General features: G+C 61.0%; 16 protein-coding genes. 7 read left to right on the forward strand and 9 right to left on the reverse strand.

The window, feature by feature from the left end; translation table 11 throughout:
* Positions 1-85 precede the first annotated feature (85 nt).
* Complete coding sequence (locus GM655_RS09165; RefSeq protein ID WP_155434803.1) at positions 86-928, forward strand: DMT family transporter; 843 nt, start codon at positions 86-88, stop codon at positions 926-928.
* A 40-nt stretch (positions 929-968) separates the two neighbouring features.
* Here the strand turns inward: GM655_RS09165 and GM655_RS09170 are convergent, their stop codons facing one another.
* Positions 969-1436, reverse strand: a complete 468-nt coding sequence (locus GM655_RS09170) for a GNAT family N-acetyltransferase (protein ID WP_196308738.1) — start codon at positions 1434-1436, stop codon at positions 969-971.
* A 614-nt stretch (positions 1437-2050) separates the two neighbouring features.
* On the opposite strand from GM655_RS09170, the gene lpxC reads away from it, so the two are divergent.
* Complete coding sequence (gene lpxC, locus GM655_RS09175; RefSeq protein WP_155434376.1) at positions 2051-2986, forward strand: UDP-3-O-acyl-N-acetylglucosamine deacetylase; 936 nt, start codon at positions 2051-2053, stop codon at positions 2984-2986.
* A gap of 62 nt (positions 2987-3048) precedes the next feature.
* Here the strand turns inward: lpxC and GM655_RS09180 are convergent, their stop codons facing one another.
* Entirely contained in the window at positions 3049-3528 is a 480-nt protein-coding gene (locus GM655_RS09180) for a DciA family protein (RefSeq protein ID WP_229632484.1), read from the reverse strand.
* A 233-nt stretch (positions 3529-3761) separates the two neighbouring features.
* On the opposite strand from GM655_RS09180, the gene secA reads away from it, so the two are divergent.
* A complete protein-coding gene (gene secA, locus GM655_RS09185) occupies positions 3762-6548 on the forward strand; it encodes a preprotein translocase subunit SecA (RefSeq protein ID WP_155434378.1) in 2787 nt (928 codons plus the stop codon).
* Between the two features lie 153 nt (positions 6549-6701).
* Positions 6702-8540, forward strand: a complete 1839-nt coding sequence (locus GM655_RS09190) for an AI-2E family transporter (protein ID WP_229632485.1) — start codon at positions 6702-6704, stop codon at positions 8538-8540.
* Positions 8541-8542: 2 nt separating this feature from the next.
* Here GM655_RS09190 and GM655_RS09195 read toward each other — a convergent pair whose 3' ends face one another.
* From GM655_RS09195 to GM655_RS09205, 3 genes are all read right to left on the reverse strand, one after another.
* Positions 8543-10549 (reverse strand): sensor histidine kinase, encoded by a 2007-nt coding sequence (locus GM655_RS09195; RefSeq protein WP_155434379.1) that lies wholly within the window; start codon positions 10547-10549, stop codon positions 8543-8545.
* A 75-nt stretch (positions 10550-10624) separates the two neighbouring features.
* Entirely contained in the window at positions 10625-11032 is a 408-nt protein-coding gene (locus GM655_RS09200; RefSeq protein ID WP_155434380.1) for a type 2 periplasmic-binding domain-containing protein, read from the reverse strand.
* A 13-nt stretch (positions 11033-11045) separates the two neighbouring features.
* Positions 11046-12251 (reverse strand): hypothetical protein, encoded by a 1206-nt coding sequence (locus tag GM655_RS09205; RefSeq protein WP_155434381.1) that lies wholly within the window; start codon positions 12249-12251, stop codon positions 11046-11048.
* Positions 12252-12584: 333 nt separating this feature from the next.
* Between GM655_RS09205 and argJ the strand changes: the two genes are divergently transcribed.
* From argJ to GM655_RS09220, 3 genes are read left to right on the forward strand one after another with little or no spacing between them, the layout of a single operon-like run.
* Entirely contained in the window at positions 12585-13823 is a 1239-nt protein-coding gene (gene argJ, locus GM655_RS09210; protein ID WP_155434382.1) for a bifunctional glutamate N-acetyltransferase/amino-acid acetyltransferase ArgJ, read from the forward strand.
* A 1-nt stretch (position 13824) separates the two neighbouring features.
* On the forward strand, positions 13825-14697 hold the full coding sequence (locus GM655_RS09215) for an ATP-binding protein (protein ID WP_155434383.1): 873 nt from the start codon (positions 13825-13827) through the stop codon (positions 14695-14697).
* Positions 14694-15092 carry an NUDIX domain-containing protein gene (locus tag GM655_RS09220; RefSeq protein WP_155434384.1) on the forward strand — a complete coding sequence of 133 codons (399 nt, stop codon included), beginning with the start codon at positions 14694-14696 and terminating at the stop codon, positions 15090-15092. The genes GM655_RS09215 and GM655_RS09220 overlap by 4 nt, the downstream gene beginning before the upstream one ends.
* A 20-nt stretch (positions 15093-15112) precedes the next feature.
* Here the strand turns inward: GM655_RS09220 and yacG are convergent, their stop codons facing one another.
* From yacG to GM655_RS09240, 4 genes are all read right to left on the reverse strand, one after another.
* On the reverse strand, positions 15113-15286 hold the full coding sequence (gene yacG / locus GM655_RS09225) for a DNA gyrase inhibitor YacG (protein ID WP_155434385.1): 174 nt from the start codon (positions 15284-15286) through the stop codon (positions 15113-15115).
* Positions 15287-15294: 8 nt separating this feature from the next.
* Entirely contained in the window at positions 15295-16050 is a 756-nt protein-coding gene (gene zapD / locus GM655_RS09230) for a cell division protein ZapD (protein WP_155434386.1), read from the reverse strand.
* A gap of 61 nt (positions 16051-16111) precedes the next feature.
* Positions 16112-16750, reverse strand: coding sequence for a dephospho-CoA kinase (gene coaE, locus GM655_RS09235; protein ID WP_155434387.1), 639 nt, complete (start codon positions 16748-16750; stop codon positions 16112-16114).
* 9 nt (positions 16751-16759) lie between these two features.
* Positions 16760-17629: a prepilin peptidase gene (locus tag GM655_RS09240; protein ID WP_155434388.1), complete on the reverse strand. Its 870-nt coding sequence runs from the start codon at positions 17627-17629 to the stop codon at positions 16760-16762.
* Positions 17630-17639 lie beyond the last annotated feature (10 nt).

The following is a 17639-nucleotide window of genomic DNA, read 5'->3' on the forward strand; positions in this document are numbered from 1 at the left end:
GTCTTCTTCGTTCAAACGAACACCCTGCAAGGAGCTTGCTCTGTCTTCTGCTACCCGTTCCGATAATCTGCGCAGCATCTACGCCATGCTGGTGTCGGTGGCCATGTTCTCGATGATGGACACGGCCATGAAAGTGCTGTCGGCCCACTATCCGGCCACACAGGTGACGGCCATGCGGGCTTTAAGCTCGCTGCCGCTGTTGTGCGGCTATATGCTGGCGCGCGGCGCGTTCCGCGGCATTACCCAGATACGCTGGTCAGTCCATCTGCTGCGCAGTGCGCTGGGGGTGATCATGCTGACCTCGTTCGCCTTCGGCCTGAAGGAACTCTCGCTGGCACAGGCGTACACCCTGTTCTTCATCGCGCCCACCCTGATTACTGCCTTGTCGGTGTGGGTGCTGAAAGAGCGGGTGGGACTGGGCCAGTGGGTGGCCATCGTGGTGGGCCTGCTGGGCGTGCTGGTGGTGCTGCGCCCCGAAGGCAGCGGCTTTATTTCGCTGGGCGGGCTGGCTGTGCTGGGCGCGGCCATCTGCTATGCGCTGTCGGCCATCGTCAGCCGCGTGCTGGCGCGTACCGATAGTAATGAAGCCATGATGTTCTGGTATCTGCTGATGATGGCGGCCGGCGGGCTGGCCATGTCGCTGTCGCACTGGGTGGCGCTGCGCGCAGAAGACGGCTGGGTGCTGCTGGCACTGGCGCTGAGCGGCTTCTTTGGCCAACTGGCGATTACCCGTGCGTTCAGCTCGGGGCAGGCTTCCGTGGTGGCGCCGTTCGAATATTCGGCGCTGGCCTGGGGCGTGGCAATCGACTGGCTGCTGTGGCAGGTGCTGCCGGACGGCTACACGCTGCTGGGTGCCACCATCATCATCGCCAGTGGCATTTATCTGGTGCGGCGTGAAAGCGTGCACGCAGAAGCCGAGCATCCGTGACTGCGCAGCGCGGTGCCGCCTGGCCCCGCAGCGCTTGAACTCATGGTGTTATCGGTAGCCGCATGAACTGGCAACCGGCAGCACCTTCGCGGGCTTCCGGCACAAAGCCGAGCGCACGGTAGAGCTGTACGGCGGGCGCATTGTCCAGATAGACCCATAGCGTCATCGAGCGAAAGCCGTGCCGGCGCACGCCCGCCTGGATTAACTCGCTGCACAGTATCTGTCCTATGCCCTGCTGGCGACGGCGGGGATCGATAATGATCCGGCCCAGATGGCCAGTGGCGGGCTCGCGGCGGAAAATCTGCCCGAACCCTGCCAGACTGGCGTGTTGGTCCAGCAGTGCGTAGCTATCCATGGGCTCGGTTTCGAGCAAAGTCTGCAGCATACTGGCTTCAAAGGGAAATGCGAGTTTGGGCCCGGCCCAGCGCAGGCACTGCTCGGCATCGCTGATCCAGCCGCCCAGTGTGGCGAAATGCCGGGGGGCAGGTGTGTGTAGGGTATATTCCATCAGTTCTTTCATTCTGGCGCTGATTCTGATTGTGAGCCTGCAGTGATTATTCCAGAATGACGGCCTGCCTGAGTGAATCTTCAGCCAGTGCTGGCAACATCGCCATCGGCCGATTTTTTTGTGCTGTCTTGTCGCAGGGAAACGCGCCAGATTGCAAGCAGTAACAGGGCAGCAATCACGCCCAGTTCCCAGCGATCGCCTAGGCTAAAGCGGATATGGAATATGCGGTCCAGTGCTATCCGGCCTGTGGTGTACACCAGCGGGAGTAAGCTGAAAATATTGCGCTTAACTTTTAGATGCTTGCCGCACGCCGGGCATTGTGCCGAGCCAGTCCAACGTATCGTCGAGAGCACTGAAGACGATATCGCCGCCTTTCCACAACATGGACACTTACGCATTTTTCTCTCCTGAGCTATGTGCTGTGTATTGACCGGCAGTATTCTGTTGAGTGTGGCAATAGTAGCACTTTTGCCTCTTTGAAAATGCGTGTATCGCCAAGTATGGGCTGCCAGCTATGCCGACGCCATAGCTAGCACCTGTACGGCGAGCTTTATGCTTTACTGTTGGAAACATCGTTGACAGCGCGGCCGGGCTAACTTCGCTATAATCTTCAGATGCTAAAACAACGCACTATCAAAGAAATGGTCCGCACCACAGGTGTAGGCCTGCATTCCGGCACCAAGGTCGAACTGACCCTGCGTCCGGCCGCGCCGGATACCGGTATCGTGTTCCGCCGCGTCGATCTGACGCCGGTGGTGGAATTCCCTGCCAGTGCCATGGCCGTGGGCGACACCCGCATGGCTTCCGTGCTGATCAAGGATGGTGCGCGCGTTTCGACCGTGGAGCACCTGATGTCGGCTTGCGCCGGCATGGGGCTCGATAACCTCTACATCGACGTGAGTGCGGAAGAAATTCCCATCATGGACGGTTCGGCGTCGTCGTTCGTGTATTTATTGCAACAGGCAGGCGTGCAGGAGCAGGAAGCGGCCAAGAAGTTCATCCGTGTGCTGAAGCCGGTGGAAATCCGCGAAGGTACGGGCGACAAGGAAAAATGGGCCCGTCTGACGCCGTATAACGGCTTCAAGCTGGACTTCTTCATCGAATTCAACCATCCGGCCGTGGATGGCACCCAGCAGCGCGCAGAAGTCGATTTCGGCGACGTGTCCTATGTGCATGACGTGGCGCGCGCGCGTACTTTCGGCTTCATGCAGGACGTGGAAATGCTGCGCGGCATAGGTCTGGCGCGTGGTGGTTCGCTGGAAAATGCCATCGTGATGGATGAGTACCGCATCCTCAATGCGGATGGTCTGCGCTATGACGACGAATTCGTGCGCCACAAAATCCTCGATGCCATCGGCGACCTGTATCTGGTGGGGCACCCGCTGCTGGCCAGCTACGAAGCCCACAAGTCCGGCCATGCGCTGAACAACCAACTGCTGCTGGAACTGCTCAAGCATCCCGACGCCTACGAGATTGTTTCGTTCGGTTCGGAACAGGCTGCACCACCGTCGTATCTGCGCCAGATGGCGCGCGAGTGGGCACTTACCTGATCGCCAGCGCGCAGGGCGCTTAGGCAGTGCGTGCGCGTGCGCCAGATCAGGTCAGGCCGGCTTCAAGGTGTGCGCCGGCGCGCTACCATGGCCTTCAGTGCTGCAATCAAGGGCGCATTCTGGCTGCTCGGTTCCAGCGTGTCGCCGAGCTGGTCGAACGCTTGCACCGCCGCTTCCGACAGCGACAGCGCGCGCATAGGCTCCTTGATTTCGGCCGCTTTCACCATCTGCACGCGTAATTTGACCTGATCGACCTGCCAGCCGCGCCGTGCCAGTGTGTCCTGCAGCTTGGGGATCTGCTGCTTGAGCTTGGCCGCGAGCGCCGCATTAGGCAGGGCCAGTGTCAGCACATTCTGCTCGTAGGCGAGGATTTCGCAATACTTGAACATGGCTGGCAAAGCCGCGGCGCAGTCTTTCTGCAGCGATGCCATGCGTTCGATGGCCGGTAGCAGGCTGGCCATGCGGTCGTCGCGGCGCAGGAAATCCGTCGCTTCGACGGCGGTGCGGCGTTTGATGGTCAGGTTGGAAGAGTTGAAGCGCATGGGCCGCAACATATCACAGCGGCAAAAAAACGTCACGGCAAAGGAAAAACGGTCCTAAATCCGCCGGTTTTATGACTTTGTTCATGCTTGAGCTATTGTTAATCAGGCCAATAACCCAATGTAGACGCGGTCGCATGATAAAATCATGGTCTTTTGCCATAGTCGAATAGCGAGCGCTAGGGCACGCAATCCCTTCCGGGCTTTTTTAACGGCGTTTTTTCAAGAATTCAAGCATGTCATTACTGACCCAGATTTTCGGTAGCCGCAACCAGCGGCTGCTCAAGCAATACCAAAAAACGGTACGCGAGATCAATGCGCTCGAGCCGGCCATGGAAAAACTGTCCGACGCCGAGCTGCAAGCGAAAACCCCGGCTTTCAAGGAACGTATCGCCCAGGGCGCCAGCCTCGATGCGCTGCTGCCAGAGGCATTTGCCGTCTGCCGCGAAGCCAGCAAGCGCGTGTTCAAGATGCGCCACTTCGACGTGCAGTTGATCGGCGGCATGGTCTTGCATTATGGCAAGATCGCCGAAATGGGCACGGGTGAAGGTAAAACCCTGACCGCAACGCTGCCAGCCTATCTGAATGCGCTGTCCGGCAAGGGCGTGCACATCGTGACCGTCAATGACTATCTGGCCCAGCGCGATGCCGACACCATGTCCAAGCTGTATGGCTGGCTGGGCCTCTCCACCGGTATCAACCTGTCGCAGATGGAGCACAGCGCCAAACAGGCTGCTTACGCTTCCGACATTACCTACGGTACCAACAACGAATTCGGCTTCGACTACCTACGCGACAACATGGTGTTCGAAGCGCGCGACCGCGTCCAGCGTGCACTGAACTTCGGCATCGTCGATGAAGTGGACTCGATCCTGATCGATGAAGCCCGTACTCCGCTGATCATTTCCGGTCAGGCCGAGAACCACACCGACCTGTACTACAAAATCAATGAAGTGCCGCGTCTGCTGACCCTGCAGATCGGCGAAGAAACCCCGGACGGCAAGGGCAAGGTCGAAGTACCCGGCGATTACACCAAGGATGAAAAAGCCCATCAGGTGCTGCTGACCGAAGCCGGTCACGAAAAGGCCGAAGCCATCCTGACCCGTATGGGCCTGCTGCCGGAAGGCGCGTCGCTGTACGATTCGGCCAATATCTCGCTGGTGCACCACCTGTACGCAGCGCTGCGCGCGCATGCGCTGTACTTCAAGGATCAGCACTATGTGGTGCAGAACAATGAAGTGGTGATCGTCGACGAATTCACGGGACGTCTGATGACGGGCCGCCGCTGGTCCGATGGTCTGCATCAGGCCGTGGAAGCCAAGGAAGGCGTGAAGATCCAGAACGAGAACCAGACGCTGGCCTCGATCACCTTCCAGAACTATTTCCGCATGTACGCCAAGCTGGCCGGTATGACCGGTACGGCCGATACGGAAGCTTACGAATTCCAGGAAATCTACGGTCTGGAAACCGTGGTGATTCCGCCTAACCGTCCATCGCAGCGTAAAGACCGCCACGATCAGGTCTACAAGACTTCGGCCGAGAAGTACAACGCCATGATGCTGGAAATCCGCGAATGCTACGACCGCGGCCAGCCTGTGCTGGTGGGTACCACTTCGATTGAAAACTCGGAACTGCTGTCCGGCATCCTGACCAAGGGCGGCCTGCCGCATAACGTGCTGAATGCTAAGCAACATGCGCGCGAAGCGGAAATCATCGCCCAGGCCGGTAGCCCGAAAGCCATTACCATTGCCACCAATATGGCCGGCCGTGGTACCGACATCGTGCTGGGTGGTAACGTCGAGAAGCAGATCCAGTTCATCGAAGCCAATCCAGCCCTGAGCGATGCGGAAAAAGCTGCCCAGTCGAAAGCGCTGCGCGATGGCTGGCAGGCACTGCACGAACAAGTAGTGGCCGCTGGCGGCCTGCACATCGTCGGCACCGAACGCCACGAATCGCGCCGCGTCGACAACCAGTTGCGTGGCCGTGCTGCGCGTCAGGGTGACCCTGGCATGTCGCGCTTCTTCCTGTCGCTGGACGACCAGTTGCTGCGCATCTTCGCGGGCGACCGCGTGCGCGCCATCATGGACCGTCTGAAGATGCCGGAAGGCGAACCGATCGAAGCAGGCATCGTGTCGCGTTCGATCGAATCGGCCCAGCGCAAAGTGGAAGCGCGCAACTTCGATATCCGTAAGCAGTTGCTCGAATACGACGATGTCGCCAACGACCAGCGTAAAGTCATCTACCAGCAGCGTAACGAGCTGCTGGAAGCGGCCGATATTTCCGAGCTGATCGATTCGCTGCGCCATGGCGCTTTCACGGATCTGGTGCGCGAATATGTGCCGGAAGAATCGGTGGAAGAACAGTGGAATCTGGCCGGCCTGGAAAAAGCCCTGGCCGCCGAATGGCAGATCGAGCTGCCGCTGCGCGGCCTGCTGGAAACCGAAGCCAATCTGAACGACGAAGACATACTGGAACGCGTGCTGGCCGCAGCCGATGCGCTGTACCAGTCGAAAGTGGCTATCGTCGGCAAGGAATCGTTTGCCGGTTTCGAGCGCAACGTGATGCTGCAAAGCGTGGACAGCCACTGGCGCGAACACCTGGCCGCACTCGACCATCTGCGTCAGGGTATCCACCTGCGCGGCTATGCGCAGAAGAATCCCAAGCAGGAATACAAGCGCGAAGCATTCGAACTGTTCGGCCAGATGCTGGACATGATCAAGCAGGAAGTGGTCAAGCTGATCATGACGGTACGCATCCAGTCGCGCGAAGAGATCGATGCTGCCGAAGCGGCTATGCAGCAGTCGCACGTGGAAAACGTCAGCTACCAGCACGCCGATTTCAACCCGAACGCGGCACCGGAAGAACTGCTGGCACCCGCACCGGCCATCGCCGGTCTGCCAGCGGAACTGGCTGGCCTGACGGGCGAACAGTTGATGGAACTGGGCCTGAAAGTCGGCCGTAACGATCCATGCCCTTGCGGCAGCGGTAAGAAATACAAGGCTTGCCACGGCAAGCTGGCCTAAGTGCCAGGTGCTGGCGCACTGCGCCGGCCCAAGCCTGAAGCTCACCCGACCCGGTACTGTTAGTCAGTACCGGGTTTTTTTTCGTCTTCCGGGTGAGCCGGCGGGGCAGGGCAGTGATTTGCCTGAGAGAATGAATTAAACTAGTCACACCCTATGCCCTTGTCCGCTCCCATGTCCAGCCCGCCGTCCCTCGCCACGCGCGTCAGCGCCAATTCCATCGTTACGATCACCTGTGTGCTGGCGCTGCTGTACTTCGGCCGCGACGTGCTGCAGCCGGTCGCGCTGGCCGTGATCCTGAGTCTGCTGCTGGCGCCCATGTTGCAGGTGCTGGGCCGCTTCGGCCTGCGCCGGCTGCCGGCCATGCTGGTGACGCTGGTGCTGGCCGGTGTGTGCGTGGTGGGCACGGCCATGGTGCTGGCCACCCAGCTGCTGCGTGTGTCGGAAGATTTGCCGCAGTACCGCGCCGCCATCCAGACCAAGATCGAGCAGGTGCGCACGGCCGTCGAGCGCCCGTTCATCCACATGCAGGACAGCTTCGGCCATATCAGCCCGCTGGCGCCCGAAGCCCAGGAGGCGGCACCGCCAGCAGCGCAGAATCTGGCGACGGGGCCGCGCACCGATTTGCTGAGCGACCTGACCAGCAAGGTCTGGGGGCCGCTGGGCGAAACGGGGCTGGTGCTGGTGCTGCTGATATTCGTCGTGCTCGAGCACGAGTCGCTGCAGGACCGTTTGATCCGGCTGGCCGGCCAGCGCGAGATCGGCCGCACGGCGCGTGCACTGGCCGATGCCGCGCAAGGCGTGGCGCGCTTCTTCTTTTCCCAGTTTGTGGTGAATGCCGCTTTCGGCATCGCCATCGGCCTGTCGCTGTGGGCCATGGGCCTGCCGCATGCCGTGCTGTGGGGTACGCTGAGCGCCGTGCTGCGCTTCGTGCCGTATCTGGGCGCGCTGGTGGCCGGTGCCCTGATTGCCGGCTTTGCCGCAGCCGTCGATCCGGGCTGGCAGCTCGCGCTGTCCTGTCTGGTGCTGTTCGGTGTGCTGGAACTGACGGTGGCGAATGTGGTGGAGCCGAATGTGTATGGCCATAGCACAGGCTTGTCGCCGCTGGCCGTGATGGTGTCGGCGCTGTTCTGGGGCACGCTGTGGGGGCCGGTAGGCTTGCTGATGTCGACCCCGCTAACGGTATGCCTGGTGGTGGCCGGGCGCCACGTGGCCGCGCTCGAGTGGCTGGCGATCTTACTGGGGCAGGCGCCCGATGTGACGGGCGCGCAGCGCTTCTACCAGCGCGCGCTGAATGGCGACACGGGGGCCATCCTGCGCGATGCGCGGCCTTTCCTGCGCCGTAACAGTCTGGCACGCTACTGCGATCAGGTGCTGCTGCCGGGGCTGGCTCTGGCCGGTGCTGAAATCCGCGCCGAACTGATAGACGCGACTCAGCGTGAGCATCTGCGCCATACTGTGGCCGAAGTAGCGGAAGCGCTGGCACCGAGTGGCGTGACGCGCGCCAAACGCTGCCAGGTGTCGCTGCTCGATGCCAATGTGGGCGCGCATCTGCGCCATCTGCGCGAAGCGCGACTGGGCCGCTGGCAGGGCTCGCTCGACGTGCCGCAGCGCTCCATCATCCTGTGCGTAAGCCAGGCCGCCGAGCGCGACGAACTGGTCAGCGAACTGCTGGCACGCGCGCTGCGCGAAGCCAGCCATGATGCCCGTTCCGTGGTGGTGCCTATCGCGCCCGAGGAACAGGATCCCGACAAGGCCGATCTGGTGTCGACGCTGTTCATCCCCTATCCGACCCGCGAAACGCTGGAGCCATGGATAACCGTGGTGGACGAACTGCGTGCCAATCTGCCGCAAGCCCTGCTGGCCACTATCCGGCCCACGCTGGAAGAAGATGTGCCGGCGCTCGGCAGCGTTCAGCCCCATGTGGACATGGTGCTGCGCTCGTTCGAAGAAGCGCTGGCCTTTGTGGCGCCGCGCGCAGCGGGCCGCAACTAGTTTTAGTGGCCGTTGCTGCTGCCACTGTTGCGCTGGGGCGCGCAGCGCGGCAGGATCAGGCGCACGTTGGTGCCGGCGCCTGGCGTGGAATCGATGCTGATGCGGCCACCGAGTACGCCCGTCACCACGTTGTAGACGATGTTCATGCCGAGGCCCGTGCCACCCTGTCCCATCTTGGTGGTGAAGAAGGGATCGAACACGCGGCGCAGCACCTCTTCCGGCATGCCGGCACCGTCGTCGGCAAATAGCAGGCCGATGGTGCTGTCGTCTATTATTTCGGCGCGGATGGTGATGTGGCCGCCCTTGCGTTGTTCGAAGGCGTGATTAAGGGCATTGTTGATCAGGTTGTTGAGCACTTGATACAGCGCACCCGGATAGGAATCCAGCATCAGCCCCTCATTGATCTGCAGCCGGACTTCACATTCGGCGCGGCGCAGGCGCGGCATATAGGTCGCCACCGTGTCATGCACGGCCGAGAGTAGATCGAATTCGCGCCGCTGGTCGTTGGTCTGGTCGACCGCGATCTGCTTGAACGAAGAGATCAGCTCGGCCGCCTTGTGCAGCGAGCCCGAAATCAGTTCGCTGGCCATGCGCACTTCTTCCAGATGCACCGTCAGTTCCGAACGGCGCAGCGCGCCGGCCACCACTTTGCGGTCGAATTCGATCACACGGTCACGCAATGACGTCGAGGCCAGCAGGCTGTTGCCGATAGGGGTGTTGAGTTCATGGGCGATGCCGGCCACCAGCGAACCGAGCGACGCCATTTTTTCTGCCGACAGCAGCTCGCTCTGGGTCATGCGCAGGGTTTCCAGCGTGGCCTGCAATTCCGTATTGGCCCGCTCCAGTGCAGCCGAGCGTTCCTTGACACGCAGCTCGAGCGAGAAGTTGAGGTCTTTCAGTTCGCGTTTAGCATTGAGTTCTTCCGTCAGGTCGAGCAGGGCCCAGATGATGGCCTCCTGTCCGTCCAGCGTCAGCGAGGAAGACCAGATGGCCACGCTGCCCACGCTGCCATCGGCCAGCAGCACGCCGGCGATATCGCCATGCACGGCGCCATCGTTCTGGTACATATTCCAGATGCGCTTGCGCTCCACTGCACTGGCCCAGAAGCGTACTTCTTCCGAGCGCTTGCCGATCAGCTCGGCCACGGGGTGGCCAAAAGTTTCCGTGACGGCGCGGTTGGCTGCGATCATGCGGCCCGCGCGGTCCGATACGGTCAGCGGCAGGGGGGCCATGTCGAACAGGGTCTTGAAGCGCTGCTCCGATTCCAGCAGGCGCTGCTGTGACAGCTCGAGCTGCTTGATGCGCTCGCGCAGCGCTGCGCTGAGCGTGTTAAGGGTGCGCGTGAAGACGGTGATTTCGTCATTGCCCTGTTCCGGCAGGGTGGTGCTGTAATCGCCCAGCACCATGCGGGTGGATTGCCGGCGTAGCACATTGAGGCGGCGCGCGATGCCCTGGGTGACGATGTAGAACAGCAGCATGCCCAGCATCAGGCCGGCCATGGAAATCACGCCGCCCTGCCACATCACTTCATCGCGTGCCTGTTCAAGCTCAGTGGTGGTGATGCCGAAATTGATCGAGCCGATGTGGTTATCCACCAGCAGCAGCGGGGCGCGTGCATGCAGCAGCTTGGCCCCGAGTTCCGTACGTACGCCTTTGAAAACAGTGCCGCCGCCCAGACGCAGCGTTTCCGGCAGCCGGGCCGGCGGCTGGCCGACGGACAGGATGGGCTGCTGATGTTGGTCGAGGATGACCAGATAGCGCAGATAACTGTCGGCCGGATCGGCCAGCATTTCGGCCAGATGGCCGTGCAGTTGCGGCAGACGGCCGCCAGTGGCGTAGGGACTGAGCGCGAGATTGAGGGCTACCGCATATTCCTGCGCAACCCGTTCGGCATTGGCGCTGACGGCGTTGTTCATCAGCCGCAGGCTGTTCCAGATCAGCAGGCCGACCACCAGGGTAGGGATCAGGGCGCTCAGCAGCAGGAATTTCGCACGTAGTGTGAGACTCAAATCAGGCACTCCTCGGGCTAACCGGGAGTGCCGTCCCGCGCAGATGTGCTGCTGCGCGGGCGATACTACCGGATGTTAAGGCAAGGTCAGAATGACTTTCACCGTATCATCTACTGCCGATTTATCAATATAACCGATTGCTTTCGGATCAGCAGCAACTGCTTTCTTTACCTCGGCACTATTGGCATATTCTTTCGGCGGTGTGGCTTTACCGGTGAACACCAGTTTCGACCACAAAGCTTTCACCTGAGCGGGATCCTTGTCGGCGATTTTCTGGTAGAACTCGGCACGGATGTGCGAGCTCTCCGGCTGGTCGACCGGGGTGAACAGGTTGGATTTACCGAGGAAGAACTGGGAAGCCTGTTCCGAGAACATACGGGTGGCAGGGTTCTTCTGGCTAACGATCACAACGATTTCTGCCGACGCCGGCAGAGCTGCCATGGCCAGCGCCGACAGCAGCAGGGAGGACATCAGTTTATGCATGGTGGGCTCCGGATTAGAAGACGAAGTCGAGCGCAGCGCCGACCACGGTAACGGTGTTGGTGTAGCCTGCAGCCGGGGCGAAGATCAGGGTGCCGGCCTTGGTCTTAGGCTTGACGCGGTCGATCTGCACTTTCAGGGCCATCGATTTGGCGAAGTCCCAGCGCACGCCGATCAGGTCGTTCTTCTGTTCAGCCGCAGCCATCAGGCCGCCCACGGTCGCAGCCAGTGCGCCGGTTTTCGGGAAGGTGGCGGGCGGGGTGACGGAGTGGCCAGCATCGCGCACGGCAGCGTGAGCGAAGTAAGGCAGCACTTTGCCGATACGGTAACCGGCCATCAGGTACCACGAGGTGGTGTCCGGAATGTAGACCGGCTCTTTGGCCACGCGCATGGCGAGTTCAGCCTGCGCGACCACGTTGTTCCAGTCCATGGTGCCGCCCAGCGAAGTGAAGGCAATTTTCTTGCCCTGGATCAGGCTCAGGTCGCTACCGAGCTGGGCGAAGCCGACCTTGGCCAGCGTGCTGGTCAGGGTGTTGACGGGGCCCAGATCGTTGCTGGTCATTTTCACGCGGGCATGGGCCAGACGGACGCTGAACGGGCCGTATTCGCCGCCCACGCTGAGGCCGGCCGATGGGGCGCGGTAGGTGGCCACAGTAGCGGCGGCCGGTACGAACAGCTTGCCGCGGCTCACGCCGGCGTAGGCCGAAGTGGTGAAGTTGAAGTCACCGAAAGCGTGCTGGTAGGTCACGTCGGCGCCATCCACGGCTTCGATCGGTGCCTGCGCATACATTTCGACCGGTGGGCGCATCATGGTGTTGGCATAGCCGACGTTCTGGTATTCCGAAATCAGGAAGGCAGGCAGCACCACGCGGCCGACGCGCACATTGGTTTCGTCATTGATGCGGGCTTTCAGGAAGGCCCAGGTCAGGTCGGTGGTAAAGGTCGGGCTGGTGTTCTTGCGGGTCAGAATCTGCGCAGTACCGGACAGCCAGTCATTGATCTTGTAGGTGGCTTGCAGGCCCAGATTGCTGTCCAGACCGATTTTGGCCTGATCGGCCACGCCTTCGGCCTGGTTGTAGCGGGTGAACTGCGCTTGATCGGTATTGGATTTGGCGACGCCCAGAGTACCGAAGCCGCTCAGGCTCAGGTTGCCGTCGTCGAGGGTGCCTGCCTGGGCTTGCATGGCGGCGAACAGGGCTGCGGCTAACAGAGTTTTGTTCATGAGTAGGGTTCCTTGAAATTGTTGTCGTTTGTGTGCTGCTTGAACGATTTTGTCGTCACAATCGTCTCTTGAGATGCGGGGGTACGGCATTCCATCCATCATTTAAGCGCTTTTAAGTGCAATAGGGAAATTTCTTTCGATAAATGTGTACGATCGTGCTAAAAATTTGTCGTTTTTCTGCGAATGATGTCTATTTTTAAAGTTAATTCAATAACTTGTCAGACATCTTTTGCGTGATTTATGAACTGCTGCGCAAGAGTCATGCGCCTGCGCCATTTGCCCCTGCAGGGATTACAATAGCGGCTTCCCTTCTACCCACACGAGAACACTGAAATGGCCGTTAATTCCCCTCTGCCCGTCGCCGCCGACCTGAAGCCCGTCAACGGTATCGAAATCGGCTATGCCGAAGCCGGGATTAAAAAACCGAACCGCAAAGACGTACTGGTGATGAAGCTGGCACCGACGGCCACGGTGGCCGGGGTGTTTACGCTCAACCGCTTCTGCGCAGCGCCGGTACAGATTTCCAAAGCCCATCTGGCGGCCGCGCAAACCAGCGGCCAGCCCATCGTGGCGCTGTTGGTGAACACGGGCAATGCGAATGCGGGCACGGGCGAACTGGGCCTGTCGCTGGCCAACCAGACTTGCGCCGCGCTGGCGCAGCAGCTCGGTTGCGCCCCGGCCCAGATTCTGCCGTTTTCGACCGGCGTGATTCTGGAACCGCTGCCGGCCGAGAAAGTGATCGCCGGTCTGCCTCAGGCCGTGGCCGGTCTGAAAGCCGATAACTGGTATAACGCGGCCGAAGCCATCATGACTACCGACACCCAGCCGAAAGCCGGTTCGCGCAGCGTGACCATCGCCGGCCACAGCGTGACGCTGAGCGGCATCAGCAAGGGCGCCGGCATGATCAAGCCGAATATGGCTACCATGCTCGGCTATCTGGCCTTCGACGCCAAAGTGGCCCAGCCGGTGCTCGACGTACTGGTAAAACAGGTGGCCGACCAGTCGTTCAACTGCATCACCATCGATGGCGATACTTCGACCAATGATTCCTTCATGCTGATCGCCACCGGCGCCGGCACGCTGGAAGTCAACTCGGTCGATAGCCCCGAATATGCCGAACTGGCGGCCGCCGTGACGGAACTGGCGGTGTTCCTCGCCCAGGCCATCGTGCGTGACGGCGAAGGCGCGACCAAGTTCATCACCGTGACGGTGGAAGAGGGCAACAGCATGGAAGAGTGCCGCAAGATCGCTTACTCGATCGCCCACTCGCCGCTGGTGAAAACCGCCTTCTTTGCGTCCGATCCGAATCTGGGCCGGATTCTGGCGGCGATCGGCTACGCCGGTGTGGATGATCTCGACGTCAGCAAGCTCAATCTCTACCTCGACGACGTGTGGGTGGCCAAGAACGGCGGCCGCAATCCCGACTACAAGGAAGAAGACGGCCAGCGCGTGATGCAGCAGAGCGAAATCACCGTGCGCGTGAAACTGGCGCGCGGTGCGGCCCAGGCCACCGTGTACACCTGCGACCTGTCGCACGACTACGTCAGCATCAACGCCGACTACCGTTCCTGATATGACGACGCCACTCGAGCAGTTCCTGACCCGCGCTGAAGCCTTGCTGGCGCGGGTGGAAGCCGTATTGCCGGCTGCACCGCGCGAGCCGGACTGGCGGCTGGCCCATGCTTTCCGCTGGCGCAAGCGCAGCGGTGGCGGGGCCGGCCATCTGCAGGCCGTCAGCCATCTGGCCCCGATCGCGCTCGATGATCTGCAGCACATCGGACCGCAGAAAGAGCAGATCGAGCAGAACACGCGCCAGTTCGTGCAGGGCAAGCCCGCCAACAATGTGCTGCTGACGGGCGCACGCGGCACGGGAAAATCCTCGCTGATCAAAGCCTGTCTGAACCAGTTCGGCGCGCAGGGCCTGCGCCTGATCGAAGTCGACAAGGCCGATCTGGCTGATCTGCCCGACATCGTCGATCTGGTAGCGGGCCGGCCCGAGCGCTTCGTGATCTTTTGCGACGACCTGTCGTTTGAGGAAGGCGAAAGCGGCTACAAGGCCTTGAAGGTGGCGCTCGATGGCAGTATCGCGGCCCAGTCGGACAATGTATTGATCTATGCCACCTCGAACCGGCGTCACCTGATGCCGGAGCGTATGTCGGATAACAGCAGCTACCGCCATGACGAAGATGGCGACCTGCATCCGGGTGAAACGGTGGAAGAAAAAATCTCGCTGTCCGAGCGTTTCGGCCTGTGGCTGAGCTTCTATCCGTTCAAGCAGGATGATTATCTGGCCATCGTGGCGCACTGGCTGGCCACGCTGGGCTGCACGCCTGTACAGATCGAAGCGGCACGCGCTGATGCCTTGCGCTGGGCGCTGCAGCGCGGTTCGCGCTCGGGCCGCGTAGCATGGCAGTTCGCCAAGGATTACGCAGGGAAGCACGCATGAGCGGTATCGTCGATGTGGCCGTGGGCGTGCTGATCAAGCCGAATGGCGATGTGCTGCTGGGCCAGCGTCCGCAAGGCAAGCCGTATGCGGGTTACTGGGAATTCCCCGGCGGTAAAGTCGATCCCGGCGAAACCATCTTCGCGGCGCTGCAGCGCGAATTCATGGAAGAACTGGGCCTGACCATCCACAGTGCCGAGGAATGGTGCGGGGTGGAATATGTCTATCCGCATGCCCATGTGCGGCTGCATTTCTACCTCAGCCGCGACTGGCAGGGCGAGCCCCAGAGTCTGGAAGGACAGGCGTTTGCATGGCAGGGCACGGTAGGTGTGGAGCCGCTGCTGCCAGCTACCATACCGCTGCTGGGCTGGCTGGACGAACTGCGCTATCCGGCCTGAGGCCTGAGTGTGATCTCTACTTACTCTTGGTCCAGCGGGTCTTTGGGCGGGGCCGCAGGAATCGCGTACTTTTCCTCGGCCCAGGCACCCAGATCGATTTTCTTGCAGCGCTCCGAGCAGAACGGGCGATAGCGGTTGGCGGGCGTCCATTCAACTTTGGCGCCGCAGGTAGGGCAATCAACTACGGTGGTCATGACTTGCTTCAGAAGTTACACAGGGTGAGTTCGAACGGCACATCGTCTTCCAGCGGCTTGGGTTTCAAGTCGCCATCCTGCGATGTGAAGCGCACCCACAGCATGTATTTATTGGCCGACACTTCGGGGATGGCGCCCATTTCCTCGTCCAGCGTGAGGCGCAGCATCTGGTAGACCTTGCCTTGCAGCATTTGCTGGTAGCTGCCCGAGACGGCGATCATTTTCACGGCGCTGCCCGAATCGCGCAGCAGGCGCAGCACCAGGCCCAGTGCGTCGAACAGCGGCGCAAGCGGGGCAAACCAGTTCATGATGTCGTTGTAGCGCAGATCGGCCGGACGTTTTTGCCACGCATAGTAGGACGGCAGATCGAATTCGCAGGCGCCGCCCGGGATGATGGTGCGGCCGCGTATGCTCATCAGCCATTCATTGTCGCGCACGTTCTGGCCCGTCTTGCCCTGGGCATTGACGAGCGCCGTGCTGACGCCGTCGAGTTCGTCCAATATCGCGTCGAGCATGTCGGCCTGCACATTCGGGTTCATGCGGTAGCCCAGCAGGGTCTGGCGCTGGCGCTCGAGTTCCTGCAGCAGATCGGATTTCAGATCGGCGCGGCCGGCCACTTCCAGCATGTCGAAGATCGTCGCCAGCGCCACGTGATGCTGCATGGGATGGTCTTGTTGCACAAAAAATTTAAATTTCTCGTACAGGTCCTCTAATCGCAACAACGTGCGGATGCGCTCGTTGAATGGATATTCGTAGACGATCAAAATAACATCCCTTTAGGTGGACTTGCGTGAATCCTATGATTTTGAAGCAAGCGAAGCAAAATTACAAACATTGTGCAGCGTTTGTGGCGCTTCTTTTCGAAATCGCCAGATATAACTCGTGTAGCCGGGCAATTTGCGGGGCCAGAGCAGCGACCTCGCCACCGTTGTCGATTACATCATCGGCCGCCTCCAGCCTTTGCTGGCGGCTGGCCTGATTGGCCATGATGGCTAAAACTTGCTCTTTTGTTAAATTGTTGCGTGCCATCACACGGGCCAGTTGGACCTCTTCGGGACAGTCCACCGTGACGATGCGGCTCACGCGCTGGCGCCAGGTGCCCGATTCCACCAGCAGCGGTACGGCGAAGATCACATAGCTGCCAGTAGCGGCCTCGCCTGCAGCCAGTGCGGCATCGCGTATGCGCGGGTGCAAAATGGCTTCCAGCCGCGCTTTGGCGCTGGCATCGCTGAACACTAGCTCGCGCATGCGCGCGCGGTCCATCGCACCGCTGGCATCGGCAAACTCGGCGCCGAATTCAGCCACGATGGCCGGCATGGCGCTGCCACCGGGCGCCGTCAGGCTGTGGGCGATCTGGTCGGTGTCGACCACGCTGGCGCCGAGGGCGGCGAACTGGTCGGCCACGGTGGATTTACCGCTGCCGATGCCGCCCGTGAGGCCGATGGCAAAATTCAAACGGGACATGGGCACTTCCTAGCCGAACAACTGGCGCATCAGGGCCGACAGCTCGTGGCCATGCATCATGGCCAGCAGGCCGGCGGCCGCCAGATAGGGGCCGAACGGTATGGGCTGGTTGCGGCCATGGCGGCGGAATACGATCAGGCAGATGCCGACCACGGCGCCGACCAGCGAGGACAGCAGGATGATCACGGGCAGCATGGTCCAGCCCATCCATGCACCGAGTGCCGCCAGCAGCTTGAAGTCACCATAACCCATGCCTTCCTTGCCTGTCGCCAGCTTGAACAGCCAGTAGATGGCCCACAGCGCCAGATAGCCGGCAGCGGCGCCGATCACGGCTTCGTGCAGGGGCACGAATAGCTGGTTGAGATTGAGCAGCAACCCGAGCCACAGCAGCGGCAGAGTAATGTCGTCGGGCAGCAACTGGGTATCCAGATCGATGAAGGTGAGGGCGATCAAGGCATACAGGAATACCAGGCAGGACAGGCCCATCCAGCCGCTGCCTAAGCGCCAGATCACGCCGGCCGAGAGCAGGCCCGTGAGCAGTTCGATCAGCGGATAGCGCGCCGAGATGGGCGTCTTGCACTGGCTGCAGCGGCCGCGCAGGAACAGATAGCTGAGCACGGGGATATTTTCCAGCGCCGTGATCTGGTGGCCGCACTGGGGGCAGGCCGAGCGCGGCAGCATCAGGTTGTAGCGCTCCGTGTGGGGCAGCGGCTGGCCGCTTTCCGACGCCACATAGTTATCGGATTCACGCTGCATCATTTTCGGCAGGCGGTGGATCACCACATTGAGGAAGCTGCCGAACAGCAGCCCGAACAGACCGGCCACGAGGCTGATGGACAGCATGCCGGCAGGCGCAAACAAGAGGGACGATTCAGTCATGTATCAGGGC

Source organism: Pseudoduganella danionis (assembly GCF_009720775.1).
In the GTDB taxonomy this organism is placed as follows: domain Bacteria; phylum Pseudomonadota; class Gammaproteobacteria; order Burkholderiales; family Burkholderiaceae_D; genus Rugamonas; species Rugamonas danionis.

Excerpts from the sequence above, each read along its gene's own strand:
- GM655_RS09215 (WP_155434383.1), top strand. The coding sequence starts at position 13,825 with ATGACGACGCCACTCGAGCAGTTCCTGACCCGCGCTGAAGCCTTGCTG.
- secA (WP_155434378.1), top strand. The coding sequence starts at position 3,762 with ATGTCATTACTGACCCAGATTTTCGGTAGCCGCAACCAGCGGCTGCTC.
- GM655_RS09165 (WP_155434803.1), top strand. The coding sequence starts at position 86 with ATGCTGGTGTCGGTGGCCATGTTCTCGATGATGGACACGGCCATGAAA.
- lpxC (WP_155434376.1), top strand. The coding sequence starts at position 2,051 with ATGCTAAAACAACGCACTATCAAAGAAATGGTCCGCACCACAGGTGTA.
- GM655_RS09170 (WP_196308738.1), bottom strand. The coding sequence starts at position 1,436 with ATGGAATATACCCTACACACACCTGCCCCCCGGCATTTCGCCACACTG.
- GM655_RS09180 (WP_229632484.1), bottom strand. The coding sequence starts at position 3,528 with ATGCGCTTCAACTCTTCCAACCTGACCATCAAACGCCGCACCGCCGTC.
- GM655_RS09190 (WP_229632485.1), top strand. The coding sequence starts at position 6,702 with ATGCCCTTGTCCGCTCCCATGTCCAGCCCGCCGTCCCTCGCCACGCGC.
- GM655_RS09205 (WP_155434381.1), bottom strand. The coding sequence starts at position 12,251 with ATGAACAAAACTCTGTTAGCCGCAGCCCTGTTCGCCGCCATGCAAGCC.
- GM655_RS09200 (WP_155434380.1), bottom strand. The coding sequence starts at position 11,032 with ATGCATAAACTGATGTCCTCCCTGCTGCTGTCGGCGCTGGCCATGGCA.
- GM655_RS09220 (WP_155434384.1), top strand. The coding sequence starts at position 14,694 with ATGAGCGGTATCGTCGATGTGGCCGTGGGCGTGCTGATCAAGCCGAAT.
- coaE (WP_155434387.1), bottom strand. The coding sequence starts at position 16,750 with ATGTCCCGTTTGAATTTTGCCATCGGCCTCACGGGCGGCATCGGCAGC.
- argJ (WP_155434382.1), top strand. The coding sequence starts at position 12,585 with ATGGCCGTTAATTCCCCTCTGCCCGTCGCCGCCGACCTGAAGCCCGTC.
- GM655_RS09240 (WP_155434388.1), bottom strand. The coding sequence starts at position 17,629 with ATGACTGAATCGTCCCTCTTGTTTGCGCCTGCCGGCATGCTGTCCATC.
- yacG (WP_155434385.1), bottom strand. The coding sequence starts at position 15,286 with ATGACCACCGTAGTTGATTGCCCTACCTGCGGCGCCAAAGTTGAATGG.